Source organism: Caballeronia sp. LZ065 (genome assembly GCF_031450975.1).
GTDB lineage: Bacteria > Pseudomonadota > Gammaproteobacteria > Burkholderiales > Burkholderiaceae > Caballeronia.
In genome coordinates this window covers 1,405,515-1,426,908 of record NZ_JARUXV010000004.1, presented here as the reverse complement: position 1 = coordinate 1,426,908, position 21,394 = coordinate 1,405,515, and the positions used below count along the sequence as shown (strand labels likewise).

The window sequence follows — 21,394 nt, the reverse complement described above, 5'->3', positions numbered from 1 at the left end:
CCACCCCGAGGTCGATCGCAATGCGTTATCCGAACCTTTTCAAGCCTCTTCAGCTGAACAAGCTGACCCTGCGCAACCGCATCGTCAGCACCGCGCATGCGGAGGTCTATGCCGAGCCGGGCGGCCTGCCCGGGGACCGCTACATCCGTTACTACGAGGAAAAGGCGAAGGGCGGCGTGGGCCTCGCCGTATGCGGCGGCTCGAGCCCGGTGTCGATCGACAGCCCGCAAGGCTGGTGGAAGTCGGTAAACCTCTCGACCGACAAGGTCATCGACCCGCTGTCACGGCTCGCCGAAGCCATGCACCGGCACGGCGCGTTCATCATGATCCAGGCGACGCACATGGGCCGTCGCTCGGCGTGGCATGGTGAACACTGGCCGCATCTGATGTCGCCCTCGGGCGTGCGCGAGCCGGTCCATCGCGGCAACGCGAAGATCATCGAAGTCGAAGAGATCAAGCGCATCATTCAGGACTTCGCGGCCGCCGCGAAGCGCGTGAAGGATGCCGGCATGGACGGAATCGAGATCTCGGCGGCGCACCAGCATCTGATCGATCAGTTCTGGAGCCCGCGCACCAACTTCCGCACGGACGAATGGGGCGGTTCGCTGGAGAACCGCCTGCGCTTCGGTCGGGAAGTGCTGCAAGCCGTGCGTGAGGCCGTGGGCGCGGACTTCTGCGTCGGCCTGCGCATGTGCGGCGACGAGTTTCATGAAGATGGTCTCTCGCACGAGAACCTGAAGGAAATCGCACAGGCCATGTCCGAGTCCGGTCTGATCGACTATGTCGGCGTGATCGGGTCGGGCGCGGATACGCACAACACGCTCGCCAACTGCATGCCGCCGATGGCCCTGCCGCCCGAGCCGTTCGTGCATCTCGCGGCCGGCATCAAGTCGGTCGTCAAGCTGCCTGTGATGCATGCGCAAAGCATCCGCGACGCCGGCCAGGCAGAACGGCTGCTGGCGAACGGCATGGTCGATCTGGTCGGCATGACGCGCGCGCAGATTGCGGACCCGCATATGGTCATCAAGATCCGCGACGGCCGCGAAGACGAAATCAAACAGTGCGTGGGCGCGAACTATTGCATCGACCGCCAGTACAACGGCCTCGACGTGCTGTGCGTGCAGAACGCAGCGACCTCGCGCGAAGCGACGATGCCGCATGTGATCGAAAAGACGCGCGGACCGAAGCGCAAGGTCGTGGTGGTCGGCGCGGGCCCGGCCGGACTCGAGGCGGCGCGCGTGGCGCGTTCGCGCGGTCACGATGTCGTGCTGTTCGAGAAGAATGACTATGTCGGCGGGCAGATCATGCTGGCCGCCAAAGCGCCGCAGCGTGAGCAGATGGCGGGCATCGTGCGCTGGTTCGACATGGAGACGAAGCGTCTGGGCGTCGATCGCCGTCTGGGCGTCGCCGCCGACGACAAGATGATCATGGCGGAAAAGCCCGACATCGTCGTGCTCGCGACAGGCGGTTCGTCGTTCACGGATCAGGTTCCCGCATGGGGCGTCGAGCAAGGTTTGGCCGTGAGCTCGTGGGACATTCTCTCAGGCAAGGTCGAGCCGGGCAAGAACGTGCTCGTCTACGACGGCGTGTCGACCCATGCGGGTGCAGGCGTCGCGGACTTCATCGCTTCACGGGGCAACACGGTCGAGATCGTCACGCCCGATGTGAAGGTCGCCGACGACACCGGCGGCACCACGTTCCCGATCTTCTACCGCCGCCTGTACGCGCAGGGCGTGATCCACACGCCGAACTACTGGCTCGACAAGGTCTACGAGGAAGACGGCAAGAAGATTGCCGTGATCCGCAACGAGTACACCGAGGAGCAGGAAGAGCGGGCTGTGGATCAGGTGGTGATCGAGAACGGCATCACGCCGAACGATGCCATCTACTGGAAGCTCAAGCCTGAGTCGCTCAATCGCGGTCAGATTGACATGCACACGCTGTTCGCTTCGGAACCGCAGCCGTCGCTGTCGGAAGAACTGGGCAATGGACGCTTCCTGCTGTTCCGCGTCGGCGACTGCATCTCGATGCACAACATCCACAGCGCGATCTACGATTCGCTGCGCCTCTGCAAAGACTTCTGACGAGGGTATTGGACGATGAACCCCGTGTTTGTCATCACCGTGCTGCTGTGGCTCTCGATGGCCGGCCTCGCGTTCGCACTGCTCAAGCGTGCGGCCTACTGGCGCGAAGGCCGCGCAACGACGGCAGGCGCATATGGCTGGGCAAACCTGCTCACCATCCCGAAGCGCTATTTCGTGGACCTGCATCATGTCGTGTCGCGCGATCCGTATATCGCCAGGACGCACGTCGCCACCGCCGGCGGCGCGATCCTCGCGATGGCGCTCGTCTTCATCAACTACGGCCTTGCAATCTACTCGCCCTGGCTCGACAGGCTGATCTTCATCGCGGCGATCATCATGCTCGTCGGTGCGGTGTTCGTGTGGAAGCGCCGTCGCGCCAAGGACGTGCCCGCGCGGCTGTCGCATGGTCCGTGGGACAGCCTGCCGCTGCTGCTCGGCTCGTTCGCGGCGGGGCTCGCGTTGTTCATGCTGTTGCCGGCGTCGTGGATGTCGGGTGCGCTGGCGATCATCGTCGCGTTGCTGGTGGCGGCCGGCGCCTACACGATGACCTTCGGCGCGGCGAAGGGTGGTCCGATGAAGCACGCGATGGCGGGTCTCCTGCATCTCGCGTTTCATCCGCGCCAGGAACGCTTCAAGGCGCATACGGAACGGGAAGTCGTGCCGCCCACGGCGCTGAAGAAGCCCGTGCTGGAGGCGAAGGAATACGGCGTCGGCAAGCCGGTGGAGTTCCGCTGGAACCAGCTGCTGAGTTTCGATGCCTGCGTGCAGTGCGGCAAGTGCGAAGCCGCGTGCCCGGCGTTCGCCTCCGGCCAGCCGCTGAACCCGAAGAAGCTGATTCAGGATCTCGTGACGGGCATGGTCGGCGGATCGGATGCGCAATACGCGGGCAGTCCGACGCCCGGCATTCCGGTCGGCAAGCATTCGGGCGGACCGGGCAAGCCGCTGATCTCGCAGATGATCGAAGCCAACACGATCTGGTCCTGCACCACCTGCCGCGCCTGCGTGCAGGAGTGCCCGATGCTGATCGAGCACGTCGATGCCATCGTCGACATGCGCCGCAACCAGACGCTCGTGGAAGGTGACGTGCCGGGCAAGGGTCCGATCACGCTCGCCAACTTGCGCGAAACCGGCAGTCAGAACGGTTATGACATCGGCGCGCGTTACGATTGGTCGGTGGATCTGCAGGTGCAGGTTGCGCAGCCAGGACGTCCGGTCGATGTGTTGCTGATTGCCGGAGAAGGCGCCTTCGACATGCGCTACCAGCGCACGCTGCGTGCACTCGCCAAGGTGATGAACAAGGCTGGCGTGGATTACGCGGTGCTCGGCGGCGTGGAAACGGATACCGGCGACACCGCCCGGCGTCTCGGCGACGAAGCCACGTTCCAGGAATGCGCGTCGAAGCTGATGAACACGCTGTCGCAGTATCAGTTCCGCCGCATCGTCACCGCCGACCCGCACGTGCTGCACAGCCTGCGCAACGAGTATCGCGCACTCGGTGGTTACTACGAAGTGCAGCATCACAGCGCGTTCATGGCCGAACTGGTCGCGAGCGGCAAGCTCACGCCGAAGGCCGCCGCGGTGCTCGCGGACAAGAAGATCACGTATCACGATCCCTGCTATCTCGGCCGCTACAACGGCGAGACCGAAGCGCCGCGCAAGCTGCTGAAGACCATCGGCATCAAGGTCGTCGAGATGGAACGCCACGGCATGCGCGCGCGCTGCTGCGGCGGTGGCGGCGGCGCGCCGCTGACCGACATTCCCGGCAAGCAGCGCATCCCCGACATCCGTATCGCCGATGCACGGTCGATCGGCGCAGACGTGGTCGCGGTCGGTTGCCCGCAATGCACGGCGATGCTGGAAGGGGTGGTCGGTCCGCGTCCTGAAGTGCTGGACGTGGCGGAACTGGTCGCGGCGGCGCTGGAGTAAAGCGATGAACAACGATATCAAGCGAATCGATCCCCGTCGGCCGTTCATCGTCACGGCGGCGGGCCTGAAGCGGATCACGCTGGGCGAGATCGGCAACGGCGCCATGCTGCAGTTCACGCACGGCGCACATAAGGATGCCGCCAAGCCGCGCCGCATGACGCAGGCCGCAACGCGCGCGCTGCTCGTCGCCGCGCACACGGACCGCGGCGCGCTCGACGATCACGCGCGTCAGACGCTGGCCGCCGCCGCGCTGCTCGCGGACGGCGCCACCGAAGTCGTGCTGATTGCCTTCGGCGAATTCAAGGACGATGCCGCCGCACTCGGCGCGGACCGTTATATCGAACTGCCCGGTTTCGACCGGCGCAACTTCGCGCCCGATGAGGAAGTGCGGGCGCTGACGGCCTGCGTCGCGCACTTTGCGCCGGTGCGCATCTTCATGCCCGACAACGCCACCGGCGACGGCGATCTGGGCCGCCGCTACGCCGCGCGCGCCGATGCGTCGATCGCCACGCAGGTGGTCGAGCTCGATGCGTCGCATGTCGCGTCCTACGCACAGGCGGGCCGTGCAATCGCCTCGCGCGACCTGCCCGACGTCGTGCTGCTCGCCGCCAATGCGGTGGATGCGCGGCTGCCGTTCGTCGGCGCGGGTGAAGCGGTGCCCGCGCAAGGCATCGTGCCGGCGGCGAAGGCGAGTGTCTTCGTCGATCTCGGCATCGAGGAAATGGATGCCGCGCAGGTCGCGCTGGAGGAAGCGGATTTCATCGTGTCGGCGGGCAACGGCGTCTCCGACATCGCCGCGTTCGAGGCCCTCGCGGGCACGCTGGGCGCGGCGATCGGCGCGAGCCGCGTGGCCGTGGACGACGGCAAGTTCACGCGCGACAAGCAGATCGGCGCAACCGGCAAGACCGTCGAGGCGAGCGTGTATATCGCGTTCGGCATTTCGGGCGCGGTGCAGCATTTGCAGGGCATCAAGGATTGCCGCCATGTCATCGCGGTCAATCTCGACGCCAGCGCGCCAATTGCCAAGCGCGCCAACCTGACCATCGTCGCGGACACGCAGGAAACCATCAAGGCGCTGACCGATGCGGCCACCGCCGCGCGGTCGGCGCGGGCTGGCGGCACGCCGGTCGTGCAGCCCGCGTCCGTCGCGGAAGGAGTCGCAGCGTGAAGATCGCCGTTCTCGTATCCACCGGGCGTCATCCCGTCAGCGGCACCGCGCGCTACAGCCGCAACGATGCCGCCGCGCTGACCATTGCCATCGGCATCGCGAAAGCGCAGGGCGCACAGCTCGACGTGCTCCACGCCGGCGATCCCGCCAATCCGGCGCTCGCTGAATACCTCGCGCTCGGCGCGCCGAAGGTCGAAGTGCTCAACACCGAGGGCGATGCCTGCTCCGCGCTGGCGCAGCGGCTCGCCGGCTATCACCTGGTGTTCACCGGCACGCGCGCCGAAGGCGCCTATGACAGCGGCACGCTGCCCTACAAGCTGGCGGATGCACTGAATCTGCCGCTGGTCGGCGCGGCCGTGGATGTCGCCGTGACGCCGGACGGCGTGGAAGTGCGCCAGTTCATGCCGAAGGGCCTGCGCCGCCGCGTGCGCGCGCCGTTGCCCGCGCTCGTCGCCGTGCATCCGCTCGCCAATGCCGTGCCGCGCTATGCCTATGCACGCCTGCGTGAAGGACATGTTGCGCCGGTTGCATCGGCGGTGGCGGCGGACAAGGAAAAAGCGGCCTGGACGGTGCGCCCGGCCGGCGCCAAACCGAAGAGACTGGCCGCGCCCGAAAAGCGTTCGGGCCACTCGCGCATGCTGTCCGCGACGACCACGGAAAGCCGTGGCGGCAGCGTCGTAATTGAAGGAAGTTCTGTCGAAAAAGCACAAGTGATACTGGCGTATTTGCGCGAGCATCAACTGGTCGATTACTGATTTTTTCGACCCCATACAAGCAGCAACAAGCAGCAACAAGCAGCAGCCCGCGTTCAAAGGTGTGTGGCGGGGCACCAGACGTGACGCACACGGAGCACACGATGAAAGTTTCGGCAGACGTTCGCGCAATGATCGAACGCCGCAAAAAGGGCCATACGCTCGAGGCGCCGTTCTACACGAGCGAGGACGTTCACGCGCTCGACCTCGATGCCATCTTCCGCAAGACCTGGATCCAGGTCGCCATCGAACCGGACATTCCCGAACCGGGTGATTACACGACGGTCGAGATCGGCAATGACTCGATCCTGATCGTGCGCGACGACGACATGGAAATCCGCGCGTTCTATAACGTCTGCCGGCATCGCGGCGCGCGCCTGTGCAATCAGGAGAAGGGTTCGCTCGGCAATATCGTGTGTCCGTATCACAGCTGGACCTATAACCTCTCGGGCGACCTGATGTTCGCCGAGCACATGGGCGACCAGTTCGACCGCTGCAAACACAGCCTCAAGAAGGTGCACGTGCAGAATCTCGCGGGCCTGATCTTCATCTGCCTCGCCGAGGAACCGCCCGTCGACTTCGCTGTCATGCGCGAAGCCATGGAGCCGTATCTCGCGCCGCACGGACTCAAGGACACGAAGATTGCCGCGAGCATCGACATCGTCGAGAAAGGCAACTGGAAGCTCACGATGGAGAACAACCGCGAGTGCTATCACTGCGTCGCGAACCATCCCGAGCTGACCATCTCGCTGTATGAATACGGCTTCGGCTATCAACGCTCGCCTGCCAACGAGGAAGGCATGGCCGCGTTCGAGAAGACCGTCGAAGAACGCACGAAGCAATGGGAAGCGATGTGCCTGCCGTCCGCCGAGATCGAACGTCTTTCGGACCTCGTAACGGGCTTCCGCACGCAGCGCCTGCCGCTCGACCGCGACGGCGAATCGCAGACGCTCGATGCGAAGGTCGCGTCGAAGAAGTTGCTGGGCGGATTCGAGCGCGCGGACCTGGGCGGCCTGTCGTTCTGGACGCAGCCGAATTCCTGGCACCACTTCATGAGCGATCACATCGTCACGTTCAGTGTGATTCCGCTGTCGGCCGGCGAAACCGTCGTGCGCACGAAATGGCTGGTGCACAAGGATGCGCGCGAAGGCATCGACTACGACGTCGACAATCTCACCGCCGTGTGGCGCGCGACGAACGATCAGGACCGCACGCTGGTCGAGTATTCGCAGCTCGGCGTCACGAGCAACGCGTATGAGCCGGGTCCGTATTCTCCGTTCACGGAAGGTCTCGTCGAGAAGTTCTGCGAGTGGTACATCAATCGCCTGGGTGACTACGCGAACACGCCGGCCCACGGCGTCGATGCGGCGCACGGCGAGAAAGTCGTTTCCTTCATGCGCTAAGCGCGCACCCCGAGCAGCGAGCAGGAGTCAAGCATGATGCGCGATCAGGCCACGTTCGAGCCGACCGACAGCCGAGTCACCCAGCCGCAATTCTGGGGCGCGCTGCCGGCGCGCTGGGATTGCGACACCGACGAGACGCTCGTCTGTTGTCACGTCCGGCAGGAGACCCACGACGTCAAGAGCTTCTTCTTCAAGGCGCCGGGCGAACGCGCCTTCGTGTTCGAACCGGGTCAGTTCATCACGCTCGAACTCGATATCGACGGCGAGCAGATCAACCGTTGCTACACCATCTCTTCGGCGCCGACACGGCCGCACACGATCTCCATCACGGTGAAGCGCGTGCCGGGCGGCAAGGTGTCGAACTGGCTGCATGACACGGTCGTCGCGGGCACCACGGTGAGGGTGCTCGGGCCGTCGGGCGAGTTCACCTGCGCGCGGCATCCGGCGCGCAAGTATCTGTTCCTCTCGGCGGGCTCGGGCGTCACCCCGTTGATGTCGATGAGCCGTGCCCATCACGAACTCGTCGAGGACGCCGACATCGTGTTCGTCCACAGCGCGCGCACGCCGGACGACATCATCTTCGCGCGCGAGCTGGAACTGATCGCGTCGAATCAGAAGAACTTCCGTGCGTCGTTTGTCTGCGAGCGCGTCGGCGCGCGTACCAGCTGGCCTGGTGTGACAGGATTTTTGAGCCTGCCGCTGCTCAAGCTGATCGCCCCGGATTATCTGGAACGTGAGGTCTTCACCTGCGGACCGGCGCCGTACATGAAGGCGGTGCGCGATCTGCTCGACGAAGGCGGCTTCGATCGCAAGCACTATCACGAAGAAAGTTTTTCGTTCGGCGTGATCGAGGAAGTAGCGGCCGAACTGACGACGGCGCATGTCGCCGATGCACTCGCCACGCACACGGACTTCGTGGAAGCGCGCGAGCAGGCGGTGGGGTTTGCTCCGGCGCCGGTAGAGCCCGTAATAGAACCTGCGGTAGAGCCCGTCGCCGCGCCAGTCGACACACGCTACAAGGTGAACTTCGCCAAGAGCCGCCGGGATATCGAATGCGGCAGCAACGAACATGTGCTCGATGCCGCGAAGAAGGCCGGTGTCCGTCTGCCTTCCTCATGCACACAAGGCATGTGCGGCACCTGCAAGGTCAAGCTGGTGTCCGGTGAAGTCAGCATGAAGCATGCGGGCGGCATTCGTCAGCGCGAGATCGATCAAGGCATGGTGCTGCTCTGTTGCAGCAAGCCGTTGAGCGATCTCGTCGTCGACAAGTAAGCACGAGCACGAACCGGATTTCCTCGGGCAGGCCCGTATCGGGGAGAGGGCAGGGAGGAGCGTCGTTTCTGGACAAGTCGATGTCGGAAAAGCGCGTTACGGGTCAATTCTGGCTGGTGAATCTTGACGCTACACGGCGTGGGGCCGCTTAAGGGGAAATCGAATGAAAGCGATGAGAAGAAAGCTCGTTCTGGGGGCGATGACCGCTGCCCTCGCAGCGAGCCTGGGGGCAAACGCCGCTGACAAGCCAACCATCAAGATCGGCTACGTCGAGGGCTGGGATGACAGCGTCGCGACGTCGAATGTCGCCGCGCGCATCATCGAGAAGAAGCTGGGCTATCCGGTGCAACTGGTGCCGGTGGCAGCGGGCGTGATGTGGCAGGGCGTCGCGCGCGGCGATCTGGACGCAACCTTGTCCGCCTGGCTCCCGGTCACGCACGGCGCGTACTGGAACAACTTCAAGTCGAAGGTCGTCAATCTCGGGCCGAACTTCCAGGACGCGAAGATCGGCCTGATCGTGCCGGAGAACGTGGACGTCAGCAGCCTGTCCGACCTCGAAGCGAAGAAGGCGGAATTCGACTCGCGCATCGTCGGCATCGACGCGGGCGCGGGCGTGATGCAGAAGACGAGCGAAGCCATCAAGGCCTACAACCTCGACTACAGGCTCATGCCCAGCTCGGGTTCGGCGATGACGGCGGAACTGGCGCGCTCGGAAGCCGCCAACAAGCCGATCATCGTGACGGGCTGGAAGCCGCACTGGATGTTCGCGAAGTACAAGCTCAAGTTCCTTGAAGATCCGAAGAAGGTATTCGGCGAATCCGAGCACGTGGACAACGTCGTGAATCCGGAACTGGAAAAGAAAGCGCCGACCGTGGTGGCCTTCCTGAAGAAATTCCAGTGGAAGCCGGGTGAGATCGACAGCGTGATGCTGGCCACGCAGAATGGCGAGAAGCCGCAAGCCGCCGCCGATGCGTGGATCAGCGCGCACGCGGACCGTGTGAATTCCTGGACCCAGTAAGTCTTCCGGATTTTCGCTGCAATCATTCGCTGCAATCGAAGTGGCCCGATCAGCTTGCGCTGATCGGGCCACTGGTTTTTTCGGGAGCGTGAAGGTCACCGCCGCTGCGATCCTGTGCGTTGCGTTCGGTTTCGAGAAGCCAGGTCACGAAGGGCGTCACGTTGGAGGGTTGCCTGACGGGATCGCGCGTGTAGATCCAGGTTTCGCGATCCACCGGATGAAAGCCCAGCGGAGCGATCAAGGTGCCCTTTTCCATTTCGCTGCGCACCAGGAATTCAGGCGCGATGGCAAAGCCGAGTGCGCCCTTGGCCGCTTCCACCGAGAGCGTCAGCGACTCGAAGACCGCGCCGCCCGACACGTCGAGGCCGACGCCATGGGCTTCGCCCCACTCGCTCCACGCATTGAGCTTCGACGATGCGTGCAACAACGGCAGATCCAGCATCCGGTCCGGCGCAACGGGCGGGTCCGGCCAGCCTGGCGCGCATACCGGACCGATACGCTCCGAAGCCAGGTGCGTCACCGTCACGCCGCCCACCGATGCACGGGGCTGCCCGCTCAGGATCAGCACGTCGACGGAACCGTCCAGCAACGCATCAAAATTGGCACGCGTCTGGAAGCACACCGCCAGTGCCGGATGCTGCTGAACAAAGGCTTCGAAACGCGGCAGCAGCCATTGCGCGAGGAAGGTGGTGGAGCAGCCTAGGGAGAGCCGCTGCGCCGCCTGATCCTCCCTGATCTGCCGGCATCCTTCTTCCAGCGCGGCGAAGGTGTCCTTGCAGACCTGCTTCAGACGCTCGCCGTTGCGCGTGAGCCGCACGCCGCCGCTGTGCCGATCGAAGAGCGGCTGGCCGAGCCAGTCTTCGAGCGTTCGCATCTGATGGCTGATTGCGCCGTGCGTCATGCCGATCGATTGAGCGGCCTTCGAGAAACTCGAAAACCCAGCCACCGTTTCGAAACTCAGTAAGGCGCGAAGGGTGGGCATTCGCTTCGTTGGGTTGTCAATTTTATTCACGGGGGCCGCTAAAATTATTAGTTAGGATGATGAATGATCGTGAAATATGATCTTAGCATTGAACGATCTGCTGTCAGCCACCGGAGGATGTGTGTATCGCGAAGTACTGAACGAGCTGCGCGGCGTGCATGAGCTGTCGCGCAGACTGAACGGCGCGGTCAGCATCTTCGGCAGCGCACGCGCGGCACCGGGTTCCCGCCACTTCGAGATGGCGAGGCTGATCGCCGGGAAACTCGCGCGTGAGGACCTGTCTGTCATCTCGGGCGGCGGTCCCGGCATCATGCGCGCGGCGCTGGAAGGCGCGCGCGCCGGCGGGACGCAAGCCATTGGTTTCAACATCAGGCTTCCGTTCGAACCGCTCGATACGCGGGACCAGGACATCTCACTGACATTCAATCGTTTCTTCACGCGAAAATTTGCATTCAGCCAGTGTTCGGACGCCTATGTCGTGATGCCCGGCGGCATGGGCACGCTCGACGAACTGTTCGAAATGCTCACGCTGATCCAGACGGGCAAGCTTGCATCGAAACCGGTCGCGCTGGTGGATCGCGCCTTCTGGCGCGGGCTGATCGCATGGCTGCGCGAGCAGCCCTTGTCGGCCGGTTTCATTCATCAGGAAGACATCGACAGCGTCGGCCTCTTCGATGATGCAGACGAAGTCGTGAAATTTGTCATTGAAGGGATCAGCGCAGGGATCCGTGCGCGAAGGATCGCGCACGCCCTGAAGGTAACCGACGGAGCCTTGCCATGAAGCCACTCGCACCTCAACTTGTCATGTTCACCGGGGGGCGCGACAGCACGCTTGCCGCTTGCCTGCTGATGCTGCAGGGTATTCCGGTTCACCTCTTCAGCGCCAACAGCGGCTGTTCCATCCATCGCGAGATTCTGTCCCATCGTGTGGACGAACTGAAGCGCAGGTTCGGCGACCTGGTGGTGCGGCATGTCGTGGAGGACATCAGCGGGGCGTTTCGCAATATCGCCATTGCAACGCTTGAAACCGACATCGTTCAGGACCGGAAGAACCTCGTTCTGCTGGGCGAGAAAATCGCCATTCATGCGCATGTCGTCAACTTCTGCCTGCGCAACGGCATCGAGGTCATCAACGACGGCATCGCGCTCTATCAGGACGAGTTCCCCGAGCAACGCAGGGTGGCAAAGGACTACTTCGTCGGCCTCATGCGCGAATACGGCATCACGTATCACAGTCCAATCTACGAAATCGCCAGATCGGTCGATGACGTCAAGTACCGTCTTCTGCTGATCGGCTTGTCGACCAAGTCCCTGGAAGGCATTTCCATCTTTGCCGACAGTTTCACCGAGCCTTCGGACGAAACGGTGCTCGCCTATCTGCAGAGAAAGGAGCCGCTCTGTCGCGACATCATCAACCTGTTGACGGGCCACGACGATCACACGCTGCGACTGAGTCGTGGCGCCGAAGCGCGGACGGCGAACATTCGCGACGCGATCACCAACAACCTTTGAGCCGGGCGACATGATCGAAAAGTGTGCCGCGATCATCGTGAAGAATCGACGTTTGCTCGTCGTGCGCAAGCGCGGCACATCGACCTTTATTTCTCCAGGTGGCAAGATGGAAAAAGCCGAAGGGCAACTCGACTGCCTGCGCCGGGAGTTGCGGGAGGAACTCGGCGTGGAACTCGTTCAGGCCGAGCCGTTCGGCACCTATGAACGGCGGGCGGCAGGTGAAGAGCACGCCATTCGTATCCATGCGTGGCTCACGTCCGTGGATGGCGTGTGCCTGCCGCATGCGGAGATCGAGGAACTGGGCTGGATCGCGGCCGCTCCCTTGCTGCCGGTGGGTTCGGTATTCGCCGAGTGCGTGATCCCCGAACTCGTGCGGCGGGATCTCATCGATGCATGAAGCGGCGGAGCGTCGTGGTCGTGTGTGGAACGTGGCAGCGATGGACTCGCCCGGCAAGGGCCTCCTGCTGGCCTCGCTCGGCGCGGCGTTGCTCAGCGTCGATACTCTGCTGCTGCGGCTGATTCACGGCGACCCCTTCCAGATGGCGTTTGCGCGCGGCCTGCTGATGCTGCTGGCCGGCGTCGTCGTCACGCTGTTCCGGCACGGCTCCGGCTGGCGAACCGTCGCAAGGGGCTGGGCCGCACGGGCGGTCATCGTCTGCTATGGCCTGTCCTCCGTCACCTTCGTCCTCAGCGCGATGATGACGAATATCTCGAACATGCTCACGCTCATCGCGACGGCGCCGCTCTGGGCCGCGCTCGGCGCCGGCGTGTTCTTCAAGGACTGGCCGCCGCGCACGACCTGGCTCGCGTGCGCCTGCGCGTTGCTCGGCGTGGTCACGGTCGTGTGGCCGTCATTCTCCACGCGGGCGGCCATCGGCGCAGGCGATGCACTGGCGCTGGCCACTGCGCTGTTGATGGCCGCGGCGTTGCTGCTGTCGCGGCGGTCCTGCGGCGACCTGGCGCTTGCTCCGGCGTTCGGCGGACTGCTGGCCGCTGTGGTGCTGCTGCCGTTCGTGCCGCGTGCAGTCTTTCCGAATGGCAGCCAGATGCTTCTGATGGCGCTCGAAGGCGCCATAGTCGTGCCGCTGGCATTGGGCATGATCGCGGCGTCGGCACGCGTGCTGCCGGCGCCGCAGGTGGGTTTGTTCCTGCTGATCGAGACCGTGCTCGGACCCTTCTGGATCTGGGCGTTCCTCGGCGAGACGCCGACACGCTTCGCCGTCATCGGCGGCAGTGTGGTGGTGATGGCGCTGGCGGCACATGGCGCTTTTGCGTTGCGCGCGGCACGCAAGCTTGCGCGCCGTTAGCGCAGCACCACGGTCCGTTCGCCGTTGATGAACACCCGCCGCTCGATGAACGCCTTGACCGCGCGCGCCAGCGTGATGCATTCCACGTCGCGTCCGGTTGCCAGCAGGCGCTCCGGGCTGTAGGCGTGATCCACACGCTCCACTTCCTGCTCGATGATCGGGCCTTCGTCGAGGTCGTCGGTGACGAAGTGCGCGGTCGCGCCGATCAACTTGACGCCGCGCGTGTGCGCCTGATGATAGGGCTTCGCGCCCTTGAATCCCGGCAGGAACGAGTGATGGATGTTGATGGCCCGCCCACTCAGCTTGCGGCTCGTCTCGCCCGAGAGAATCTGCATGTAGCGCGCGAGCACCATGAGTTCGGCGCCGGAGGTATCGAACAGATCGAGCAAGCGGGCTTCCTGTTGCGCCTTGGTCTCCGCCGTGACCGGCAGATGATGGAACGGCAGGCCGTGCTGCTCCGCCAGCGGCGCAAGGTCCGGGTGATTGGACCCAATGCCGACGATATCCATCTTCAGTTCGCCCATGCGCCAGCGGAACAGCAGGTCCGCGAGGCAATGTTCGAGCTTCGACACCATGAGCAACACTTTCGGCCGCACGGCCAGGTCGTGCATCGCCCAGGACATGGAAAAGCGCCCGGCAATAGGCTCGAACTCGCGCTGCAACATGGCCAGATCCAGCAGCTCGTCCGGTCGCGCGCCATGGAACACGCAGCGCACGAAGAAGCGTCCGCTCAGGTCGTCGTCGAAGACGCTGAGTTCGTCGATATACCCGTGATGCCGCTCCAGAAAGCCGACAATGGCGGCCACCTGCCCCGCCGCGCTCGGGCACGAAACGGTAAGCACCAGTTGATCAAAGCGGGAATCGGCTGCCATGCGTGCTCCACATTCGGATGATCGCCGCGCCGCGAAATACGGCGAGCGTGCGCATCAGTAGAGCAAAAGACGGGGTTTGAACGATAGAAGCCACGCGCCGCGCAGCTAGTACAAAAACGTCAGACGCCCACGTCGCATTCCTCGAGCAGCCAATCGCTGAACGCCCGCACCGCCGCGGCCGGCTCGCGCGGCGTGACCAGCATGTAGCCGCGCTCCGTGACGAGCGGGGTGTCGCGCAGCGCCACCAGCTGGCCGGTGGCGATCAGCTCGTCCACGAGCGGCGCCCAGCCGAGCGCGACGCCCTGACCCATCACCGCCGCGTGCGTGACGAGCGCATAGCTGTTGAACGTGAAGCCGCCCTGCGTGGGCGGCGCGGCGAGGCCATGCACTTCGAACCAGGCGCTCCATGAGAGCCAGCGCTCAGGATGCGTGGCTTCAAGATGCAGCAGCGGCAGCGCCAGAAAATCTGCGGGCGTGCGCGGCGCCTGGACCTTGTGCAACAGCGCCGGGCTGCACACCGGCATCACGCACTCGGGAAACAGCTTCACGGCGCGGCGCGGGCTCCAGTCCGCCTGGGTATCGCCGAACACGATCACGACGTCTGCGTGCTGACCGGTTGCGCTCGGCATGCTCTGCGACGTGGTGATCTTGACATCAACATCCGGCATCAGCGCCTTGAACTGCGGCAGGCGCGGCATCAGCCAGTAGGTGGCGAAGCCGAAGTCGGTGGCCAGCGTGAGCGTGCGCTGCGCGCGCCGCGAGCGAATGTCCGCCGTGGCCGTGCGAATCACATCGAGCCCCTGGCGCACGGCTTCGAACAGCCGCACGCCGTCTTCCGTCAACGTGACGCCCCGATGCCCGCGCTCGAACAGCGCCGCGCCGAGCGCTTCCTCCAGCTGCACCACGCGCTGACTCACCGCCGGCTGCGTGGACCCGAGTTCGCGCGCGGCGGCCGTGAAGCTCGCGAGGCGCGCGGCGGATTCGAACATCAACAACGCCTGCATGGGCGGCAGACGATCCGGCCGCGGCATAACCCCTCCTTATGGGCGCATAACGATTTGCTGTCTTCACAGCCGCGAATTGACCGGCAATAGTGATATTCAACCGCTGTTCAACCAACGCCTGCTGTGGTGGATTCTATTCGAGGCACGCTTTCATGCTTGAGACGAAACAAAATATTCTCGTACTGATGGCCGACCAGCTTACGCCGTTTGCGCTGTCGGCCTATGGCAACCAAGTCACGAAGACGCCGCGCATCGACGCACTTGCGCGCGAAGGCGTCGTGTTCGAGTCGGCCTATTGCGCAAGTCCGCTGTGCGCGCCTTCGCGCTTTTCGCTTCTCGCGGGCAAGCTGCCTTCGAACATCGGCGCGTACGACAACGCCGCCGAGTTCCCGTCCGAAACTCTGACCTTCGCGCATTACCTGCGCGCCGAAGGCTATCGCACGATTCTGTCCGGCAAGATGCATTTCTGCGGCGCGGATCAGTTGCATGGTTTCGAGGAGCGTCTCACGACCGACATCTATCCCGCCGATTTCGGCTGGACGCCCGACTGGCAAAACCCTGAAGCGCGCCCGACGTGGTATCACAACATGAGCTCGGTGATCGATGCGGGTCCGTGCGTGCGCACCAATCAGCTCGACTTCGACGACGAAGTGACCTTCACCACGCGCCAGAAACTCTTCGATATCGCCCGCGAGCGCAACGCGGGCCGGGACGCGCGTCCGTTCATGATGGTCGCGTCGCTCACGCATCCGCACGATCCCTACGCCATTCCGCGCAAATACTGGGACCTGTATCGCGACGAAGACATCGACATGCCGTCGTATCGGGATTCACTCGATGCCAGCGATCCCCATTCGAAGCGCCTGCGCCATGTGTACGAGGCGGACCGCACGCCGCCCACCGAACGGCAGATCCGCAATGCGCGGCGCGCGTACTTTGGCGCGGTGTCCTACGTGGACGACCAGTTTGCGGCGATACTCGAAGCACTCGAACAGGCGGGACTCGCGGACGACACGATCATCGTCGTCACGTCGGATCATGGCGAGATGCTCGGGGAGCGCGGCCTCTGGTACAAGATGACGTTCTTCGAAGGCGGTTGCCGCGTGCCGCTGATCGTGCACGCGCCGAAGCAGTTCCACGCGCGTCGCGTGACGGAGTCGGTGTCGCATCTGGATGTGTTGCCGACGCTTGTCGAACTGGCGCGCGGAGCGGCCGTGACCGGGCCGGAAGCATGGCCCGACAGCGTTGACGGCCAGAGCCTCGTGCCGCATCTGCAGGGCAGCGGCGGGCATGACGAGGCGACCGGCGAGTACCTCGCGGAAGGGGCCATCGCGCCGATTGTCATGATCCGGCGGGGCCGCTACAAGTTCATCCATTCCAGCGTGGATCCGGACCAGCTGTACGACGTTCATTCCGGTCCCCTCGAACGCACCAATCTCGCTGACGTGGAACGCCACGCTTCGCTCGTGGCCGAGTTCCGCGCGGAGATCGCGCGCCGCTGGAATCTCGATGCGCTGCATCAGGACGTGCTGACGAGCCAGCGCCGCCGTCATTTCCACTTTGCGGCGACGACGCGCGGCACCATCCAGTCATGGGACTGGCAGCCGCACGTGGATGCGAGCCAGCGCTACATGCGCAACCATATCGACCTTGACGATCTCGAAGCCATGGCGCGTTTTCCGGCCGTCGAGCGCTGACGTGTTCCTCTTCTCTCCACCTACGACAGGACCCATCATGAAAAAGGGCTTCATCCACGCGCTCTTCGCCGCCGCGCTCGCCTGCGTGGCATCTCACGCATTCGCCGCGGAGCCGCAGTCCTGCACGCAGGTGCGCATGGCTGGCCCGGGGTGGACCGACATCGACGCCACCAATGCAATGAGTGGCATCGTGCTCAAGGCGCTGGGCTATCGGCAGAACGTCGCGAACCTGTCGGTGCCGATTACCTATCAGGGCTTGAAGAAAGGACAGATCGATGTGTTCCTCGGCAACTGGATGCCCGCTCAAGCGCCGCTCGTGAAGCCGTTCTTCGAGGAGAAGTCGATCGAAGTGGTGCGGCCGAATCTGTCGAATGCGAAGTTCACGCTCGCCGTGCCGGATTACGTGGCCGCGGCGGGCGTGCATTCGTTCGCGGACCTCGCGAAGAACGCGGACAAGTTCGATAACCGCATCTATGGCATCGAACCGGGCGCGCCCGCGAATCAGAACATCAAGCGCATGGTGGACGACAAGGCTTTTGGGCTGGGCGACTGGAAGGTGGTGGAGTCGAGCGAGACCGCCATGCTCACGCAGGTCGAGCGTGCGCTGCGTGACAAGAAGTGGATCGTCTTTCTTGCGTGGGAGCCACATCTTATGAACACGAAGTTCAAGCTCGCGTATCTCGACGGCGGCGACCGCTACTTCGGTCCGAACTACGGTGGCGCGACGGTCAATACGGTGGCGCGCAGCGGCTACGAGCAGCAGTGTCCGAATCTCGGACGCCTGTTCAAGCAGATGGCCTTCAATGTGGATCTCGAGAACGGCGTCATCACCGAGGTGTTGGAGAAGAAGACCCATGTCGATGAAGCCGCCAGCGACGCGCTGAAGCATCATCCCGAGTTGCTTAAATCCTGGCTCGATGGCGTGACGACCGCAAGCGGCGGAAATGGCCTCGAAGCGGTGCAGACGGCGTTGGGCGTGAAGTAAGCGGGCTTTTTTCCGGGTGCGGGGCGGATCGGTCTGTTTCGCCGCAAGGCCACTCGGGCGCTTCAGCGGCAGGCCCGCAGTTTCCGGCAGGTCAGGCGATGGGTCGTCACGTGACGGCCGACGCGACGAGATCGGCGTGGGGGCGCTCATGACGCTGATCCATGCTGGTGCGACGGTTTCCCGCCACGCTTCGAATATCTCTTTACCGTGCGCCTCTAAGAGGCACTTGTGAAGCTTAGGTATCTGCCTCACCCGCGTCTTTGGTTCTTGCCATCGACGCGGGTTTTTTTATGCCTTCACTTTGCAGGCGGCTGGCGTGGGTTGACGCTCCACGAACGGGGCTGTCCGGTGATGTGCTTGAGGAACGTATGGCCCGGACCGTACACAGTGATTTCGATGAACTCCGCAGTGTGCGGATCAGCCGGCTTTCCTTGCTTATCGAAAGAGTCCGTTTCAACCTCGGTAACAGGAATGCACCATGCAGCCTCACTCCTTTTCACTTTGTTGCCTTCGATGTTGTAGCAGTATAGGGTGAAGAAATCCGGGTAATCGGCGGCGCGCATTTCTTCGGTGCTGCCGTTCCACTTGTACTTCATCGTGATCGTGCCCGGATGGGGTTGAGATGCATCTTGTGCACCCGGAAAATCGGCTCGGTTCATATGCGATGTGCTTGAGATAACGGTGCTCGCGCAGGCGCTGAGCATGAAGATAGCTGCGGCTAATGTCGTGACTCGCTTCATTTCGAGTGTCGATCCAAATAGCGGTAACGCGCCGGATATTTTTCCCGGCCCCTCTCTTCGCAGGGAGAGCCGAGACTCGAAAAGTACATATTCACGGATTCGGCGAAGTCCTCGTTCTCGTTGCGGCGAGCATAATCGGAAGGCGCTTTTCCATCGCTTGCCATTGCGTCGAGCCATGCCTGTTTCTTCGATCCATCCTTCCATAGCGATTGACTCCATAGATGCCCGGTTTCATGGCTCATGGTGCTATCCACGTATTCTTGCGGGATGTCGCGCCAATCCTTCCATGGGAAGATCGCGACGCCTTGTTCTATTTCCGCAGTCGCGCCGGAGGAGAAGCCGGCCTCTCCATATTTCGTGGCCCAATAGGCGTCTTCAGGATTCATCTGCGTATTCAATGAAACCCTCGTCAAATCCTTGGTTTGCTGTGGTGCAAGGACTTCCAAGCCTTTGATGACTCTATCGCCGCTTGGAAGGGCATATCCTTCAGGCGGCTTGCCGAGCGGCGTAAAGACATCCACGGACCGCCCGTGGACGTGAGCCGTTTTCAGGAAGGCGGGGCTTGGCCCCCCGCCCGGAAAATCGAAGGTCACTCGATCGACCGATGAAGCAGTGACGGGGTTGACGTGCTTGTACAACTCGGCGGGTGCGTCGATGCGACGACGCGAGCCATCGAGATAAGAGCAATCGAGGCGTGCTGCCATGGCTTTGAGCTTCATGGGTGCCGCGTCGGGCGCGGCCCGTGGCCATAGCTGCTCGGGCGTGTAGGTGCGAGCGCGGGGCGGCGGGGGCAATACCTCGCGGCCCACGAAGGTGTGCTCGGGCTCCTTCAATTCAACCTGCAATTCACCTGAGCGAACCGCGCGCTCGATGTCTTCGCAGGCGTCGAAGCCAGCCATCCCGTGTATGCCGATAAGCGCGGACAACTCGGGCATGATGAACAAGTTGGTTGACCATTCCGCGCGCCGATCCAGAAACAATTCGGCATGGAATCGATTGCCAAGTTCTTCGTAGCTTAAACTCAGGTAGTCAGGACGCCGGCGTACGATGAAGCCGATATCTCGGAGATACACTTCGTTCGTCAATTCGTATTCCCGTTGGGTCGGTGGATGGGTATTAACGCGGCCGGAGCGTGCTATAACAAATGCGCACCATCCGCAATTTGAACAATAGCGATGATGATGCGATCCTCAAGCGTGGCGAGAGACGCGTTTCAGGATCGCTTTGCTGTCAATCATTCTTTTTTTGGCTTTGTGAAGTGAAAAGCGCATGAGCAGACCTCCAAGTACACGCACTTGACGAGCGATAACATCAGAAGCCGTAAGCGTAGAGCCGTGCCGGGGAGGCGTACCTTGCGTCAAGCCCTTTTGCTGACCGCGCCATGCATCGCCCATAGACGAACGACATTCACCCCGAGCGGGATGAGCGGGACTAAGCGCGTTCGTTCGTACAGCACGAACGGGACGCGTGCTCTACTTCGCTTCAAGCTTCTTCACCCATTCCAATCGACCAAGCAGCAGGCGTAGACAGAATAAGACGATCTCGTACGTTATTGAGTGTTTCGGCTTGTGAAATTGTGTGTGGTGCGGGTGCTTGAATGTCTTCTCGTCGAAATCGCTTTTCAGCATAGGCCCACATAAGACACGTGGCCCACCATGAAGCCAATCCCGCCGCCATCGATCAAGCCCTCGCTTTGCCCTTAAAGAAGCACGAAACTCTTTGCACTGGCAGCGATGGCGTGGGCGAAAAGTCCGGGCGCGAATATCCAGGGCACGAGGGCTTTTTCGCTGATGCCCACAATCAAACCCGTGACGCCTTCCGCGATTAGGAGGCCGGCAGAGGCGTCGGCAAAGAGCGTGAAGCCTTCGAAGTCACGCGGCTTGAGTTCGGGCTTGTGAAGGCGAAACACCCAGCCTCGTCCGGGAAAGTCGGCGGTGCTGCCTGTCGCGCTCCCGGTCTTGCCCCGCGGCAGTTTCAAGTCGGGCAGACGTATCTGCTCCGGTACGCGTCTTGTTACGCCCAGTCCTGGACCAAAGCCGCGATATCGATAAGCGTGAAAAATGCCTTCCGGGCTTTTCAGGATGAACGGCCCGCTCGATAGAGCAAGATCACCAAACGTGCCGCCGACGGCGCCCGATGTCTCATAGGACCACAAGCTTTCTTTAAGCATCGCTCTCCGCCTGCCGGTTCAAGTAAGCCCGCATCCCAAACAAGCCACCGTTGATGAAGATGGCGGAGAATGCCGTGATGTAAATCTCAATGCCCCAAATGTTCTCGATCTGATTGATCTTCGCCAACTTCGGGGTGTCGGGCATGTAGCGCACTTCGATCCTGTCGCCCACCTCGGTTGGATAACGGCTACTCCCGGCGATCGAGATGCGCTCACCGCTCTGCGTGGTGAACACTACTTCCGGATGAAAGCCGCCGGCATTCAGCCGGACCACCTCGCCCAGCGCCGTGACGGATTGAGTCTGGAACTCGTACGCTGAAGGGATGAAGGGTGTCTGCAACAGCAGGACCGCGACGCCCCCCGCAACGGTGTACCAATTGGGTTTGGGTCTTTTGATCTTCATGCCAGGCCGATGTTATAGGAGACCGATGCAATGCCGCCCACGGCGCCACCCATGGCGGTGGGTATGTAGTCGCGCTTGAATTCAGCGAAAGACAAAAAG

At 62.8% G+C, this 21,394-nt stretch carries 20 protein-coding genes; 13 read left to right on the top strand and 7 right to left on the bottom strand.

From position 1 onward, the window contains the following. The first annotated feature begins 20 nt into the window (after window positions 1-20). From QCE63_RS33085 to QCE63_RS33055, 7 genes are all read left to right on the top strand, one after another. Window positions 21-2,084: an NADH:flavin oxidoreductase gene (locus QCE63_RS33085; protein WP_309839050.1), complete on the top strand. Its 2,064-nt coding sequence runs from the start codon at window positions 21-23 to the stop codon at window positions 2,082-2,084. A gap of 15 nt (window positions 2,085-2,099) precedes the next feature. After that, window positions 2,100-4,010 (top strand): (Fe-S)-binding protein, encoded by a 1,911-nt coding sequence (locus QCE63_RS33080; protein ID WP_309839049.1) that lies wholly within the window; start codon window positions 2,100-2,102, stop codon window positions 4,008-4,010. Between the two features lie 4 nt (window positions 4,011-4,014). Continuing rightward, window positions 4,015-5,178 carry an electron transfer flavoprotein subunit alpha/FixB family protein gene (locus QCE63_RS33075; protein ID WP_309839047.1) on the top strand — a complete coding sequence of 388 codons (1,164 nt, stop codon included), beginning with the start codon at window positions 4,015-4,017 and terminating at the stop codon, window positions 5,176-5,178. Further along, the gene (locus QCE63_RS33070; RefSeq protein WP_309839045.1) at window positions 5,175-5,933 is read left to right on the top strand and encodes an electron transfer flavoprotein subunit beta/FixA family protein; all 759 of its coding nucleotides are present in this window, start codon (window positions 5,175-5,177) and stop codon (window positions 5,931-5,933) included. The genes QCE63_RS33075 and QCE63_RS33070 overlap by 4 nt, the downstream gene beginning before the upstream one ends. 101 nt (window positions 5,934-6,034) lie before the next feature. Continuing rightward, the gene (locus QCE63_RS33065) at window positions 6,035-7,333 is read left to right on the top strand and encodes an aromatic ring-hydroxylating dioxygenase subunit alpha (protein WP_309839043.1); all 1,299 of its coding nucleotides are present in this window, start codon (window positions 6,035-6,037) and stop codon (window positions 7,331-7,333) included. A gap of 33 nt (window positions 7,334-7,366) precedes the next feature. Next, complete coding sequence (locus QCE63_RS33060; RefSeq protein ID WP_404990216.1) at window positions 7,367-8,605, top strand: FAD-binding oxidoreductase; 1,239 nt, start codon at window positions 7,367-7,369, stop codon at window positions 8,603-8,605. Window positions 8,606-8,768: 163 nt separating this feature from the next. Beyond that, a complete protein-coding gene (locus tag QCE63_RS33055; protein WP_309839042.1) occupies window positions 8,769-9,623 on the top strand; it encodes a glycine betaine ABC transporter substrate-binding protein in 855 nt (284 codons plus the stop codon). 49 nt (window positions 9,624-9,672) lie between these two features. Here QCE63_RS33055 and QCE63_RS33050 read toward each other — a convergent pair whose 3' ends face one another. Further along, a complete protein-coding gene (locus QCE63_RS33050; protein ID WP_309839040.1) occupies window positions 9,673-10,605 on the bottom strand; it encodes a LysR substrate-binding domain-containing protein in 933 nt (310 codons plus the stop codon). Between the two features lie 76 nt (window positions 10,606-10,681). Between QCE63_RS33050 and QCE63_RS33045 the strand changes: the two genes are divergently transcribed. Genes QCE63_RS33045 through QCE63_RS33030 form a run of 4 tightly spaced genes read left to right on the top strand, consistent with a single transcriptional unit; the run spans window position 10,682 to window position 13,424 of the window. Then, window positions 10,682-11,386: a TIGR00730 family Rossman fold protein gene (locus QCE63_RS33045; protein ID WP_309839037.1), complete on the top strand. Its 705-nt coding sequence runs from the start codon at window positions 10,682-10,684 to the stop codon at window positions 11,384-11,386. After that, on the top strand, window positions 11,383-12,117 hold the full coding sequence (locus tag QCE63_RS33040) for a hypothetical protein (RefSeq protein ID WP_309839035.1): 735 nt from the start codon (window positions 11,383-11,385) through the stop codon (window positions 12,115-12,117). Before QCE63_RS33045 ends, QCE63_RS33040 begins: the two co-directional genes overlap by 4 nt. Window positions 12,118-12,127: 10 nt before the next feature. Further along, on the top strand, window positions 12,128-12,514 hold the full coding sequence (locus QCE63_RS33035; protein WP_309839033.1) for an NUDIX domain-containing protein: 387 nt from the start codon (window positions 12,128-12,130) through the stop codon (window positions 12,512-12,514). A gap of 40 nt (window positions 12,515-12,554) precedes the next feature. Beyond that, on the top strand, window positions 12,555-13,424 hold the full coding sequence (locus QCE63_RS33030; RefSeq protein ID WP_309839031.1) for a DMT family transporter: 870 nt from the start codon (window positions 12,555-12,557) through the stop codon (window positions 13,422-13,424). On the opposite strand, the gene purU is transcribed toward QCE63_RS33030, so the two are convergent. Beyond that, the gene (gene purU, locus QCE63_RS33025; RefSeq protein WP_309839030.1) at window positions 13,421-14,296 is read right to left on the bottom strand and encodes a formyltetrahydrofolate deformylase; all 876 of its coding nucleotides are present in this window, start codon (window positions 14,294-14,296) and stop codon (window positions 13,421-13,423) included. The two genes, QCE63_RS33030 and purU, sit on opposite strands and share 4 nt — an antisense overlap. Window positions 14,297-14,415: 119 nt before the next feature. Further along, window positions 14,416-15,327 (bottom strand): choline sulfate utilization transcriptional regulator, encoded by a 912-nt coding sequence (locus QCE63_RS33020; RefSeq protein ID WP_309839028.1) that lies wholly within the window; start codon window positions 15,325-15,327, stop codon window positions 14,416-14,418. Window positions 15,328-15,452: 125 nt separating this feature from the next. Between QCE63_RS33020 and betC the strand changes: the two genes are divergently transcribed. Both betC and QCE63_RS33010 read left to right on the top strand, forming a co-directional pair. Beyond that, window positions 15,453-16,997 (top strand): choline-sulfatase, encoded by a 1,545-nt coding sequence (betC, locus tag QCE63_RS33015; protein ID WP_309839026.1) that lies wholly within the window; start codon window positions 15,453-15,455, stop codon window positions 16,995-16,997. A gap of 37 nt (window positions 16,998-17,034) precedes the next feature. Continuing rightward, on the top strand, window positions 17,035-17,982 hold the full coding sequence (locus tag QCE63_RS33010; protein ID WP_309839024.1) for a choline ABC transporter substrate-binding protein: 948 nt from the start codon (window positions 17,035-17,037) through the stop codon (window positions 17,980-17,982). Window positions 17,983-18,278: 296 nt separating this feature from the next. Here the strand turns inward: QCE63_RS33010 and QCE63_RS33005 are convergent, their stop codons facing one another. The 4 genes from QCE63_RS33005 to QCE63_RS32990 all read right to left on the bottom strand — a co-directional run bounded on the left by QCE63_RS33005 (window position 18,279) and on the right by QCE63_RS32990 (window position 21,295). Further along, complete coding sequence (locus tag QCE63_RS33005; protein WP_309839022.1) at window positions 18,279-18,722, bottom strand: hypothetical protein; 444 nt, start codon at window positions 18,720-18,722, stop codon at window positions 18,279-18,281. After that, window positions 18,719-19,807, bottom strand: a complete 1,089-nt coding sequence (locus QCE63_RS33000) for a hypothetical protein (protein ID WP_309839020.1) — start codon at window positions 19,805-19,807, stop codon at window positions 18,719-18,721. Before QCE63_RS33000 ends, QCE63_RS33005 begins: the two co-directional genes overlap by 4 nt. A 614-nt stretch (window positions 19,808-20,421) precedes the next feature. Next, window positions 20,422-20,892 carry a hypothetical protein gene (locus QCE63_RS32995; protein WP_309839019.1) on the bottom strand — a complete coding sequence of 157 codons (471 nt, stop codon included), beginning with the start codon at window positions 20,890-20,892 and terminating at the stop codon, window positions 20,422-20,424. After that, the gene (locus QCE63_RS32990) at window positions 20,885-21,295 is read right to left on the bottom strand and encodes a DUF3592 domain-containing protein (RefSeq protein ID WP_309839017.1); all 411 of its coding nucleotides are present in this window, start codon (window positions 21,293-21,295) and stop codon (window positions 20,885-20,887) included. The genes QCE63_RS32995 and QCE63_RS32990 overlap by 8 nt, the downstream gene beginning before the upstream one ends. Window positions 21,296-21,394 lie beyond the last annotated feature (99 nt).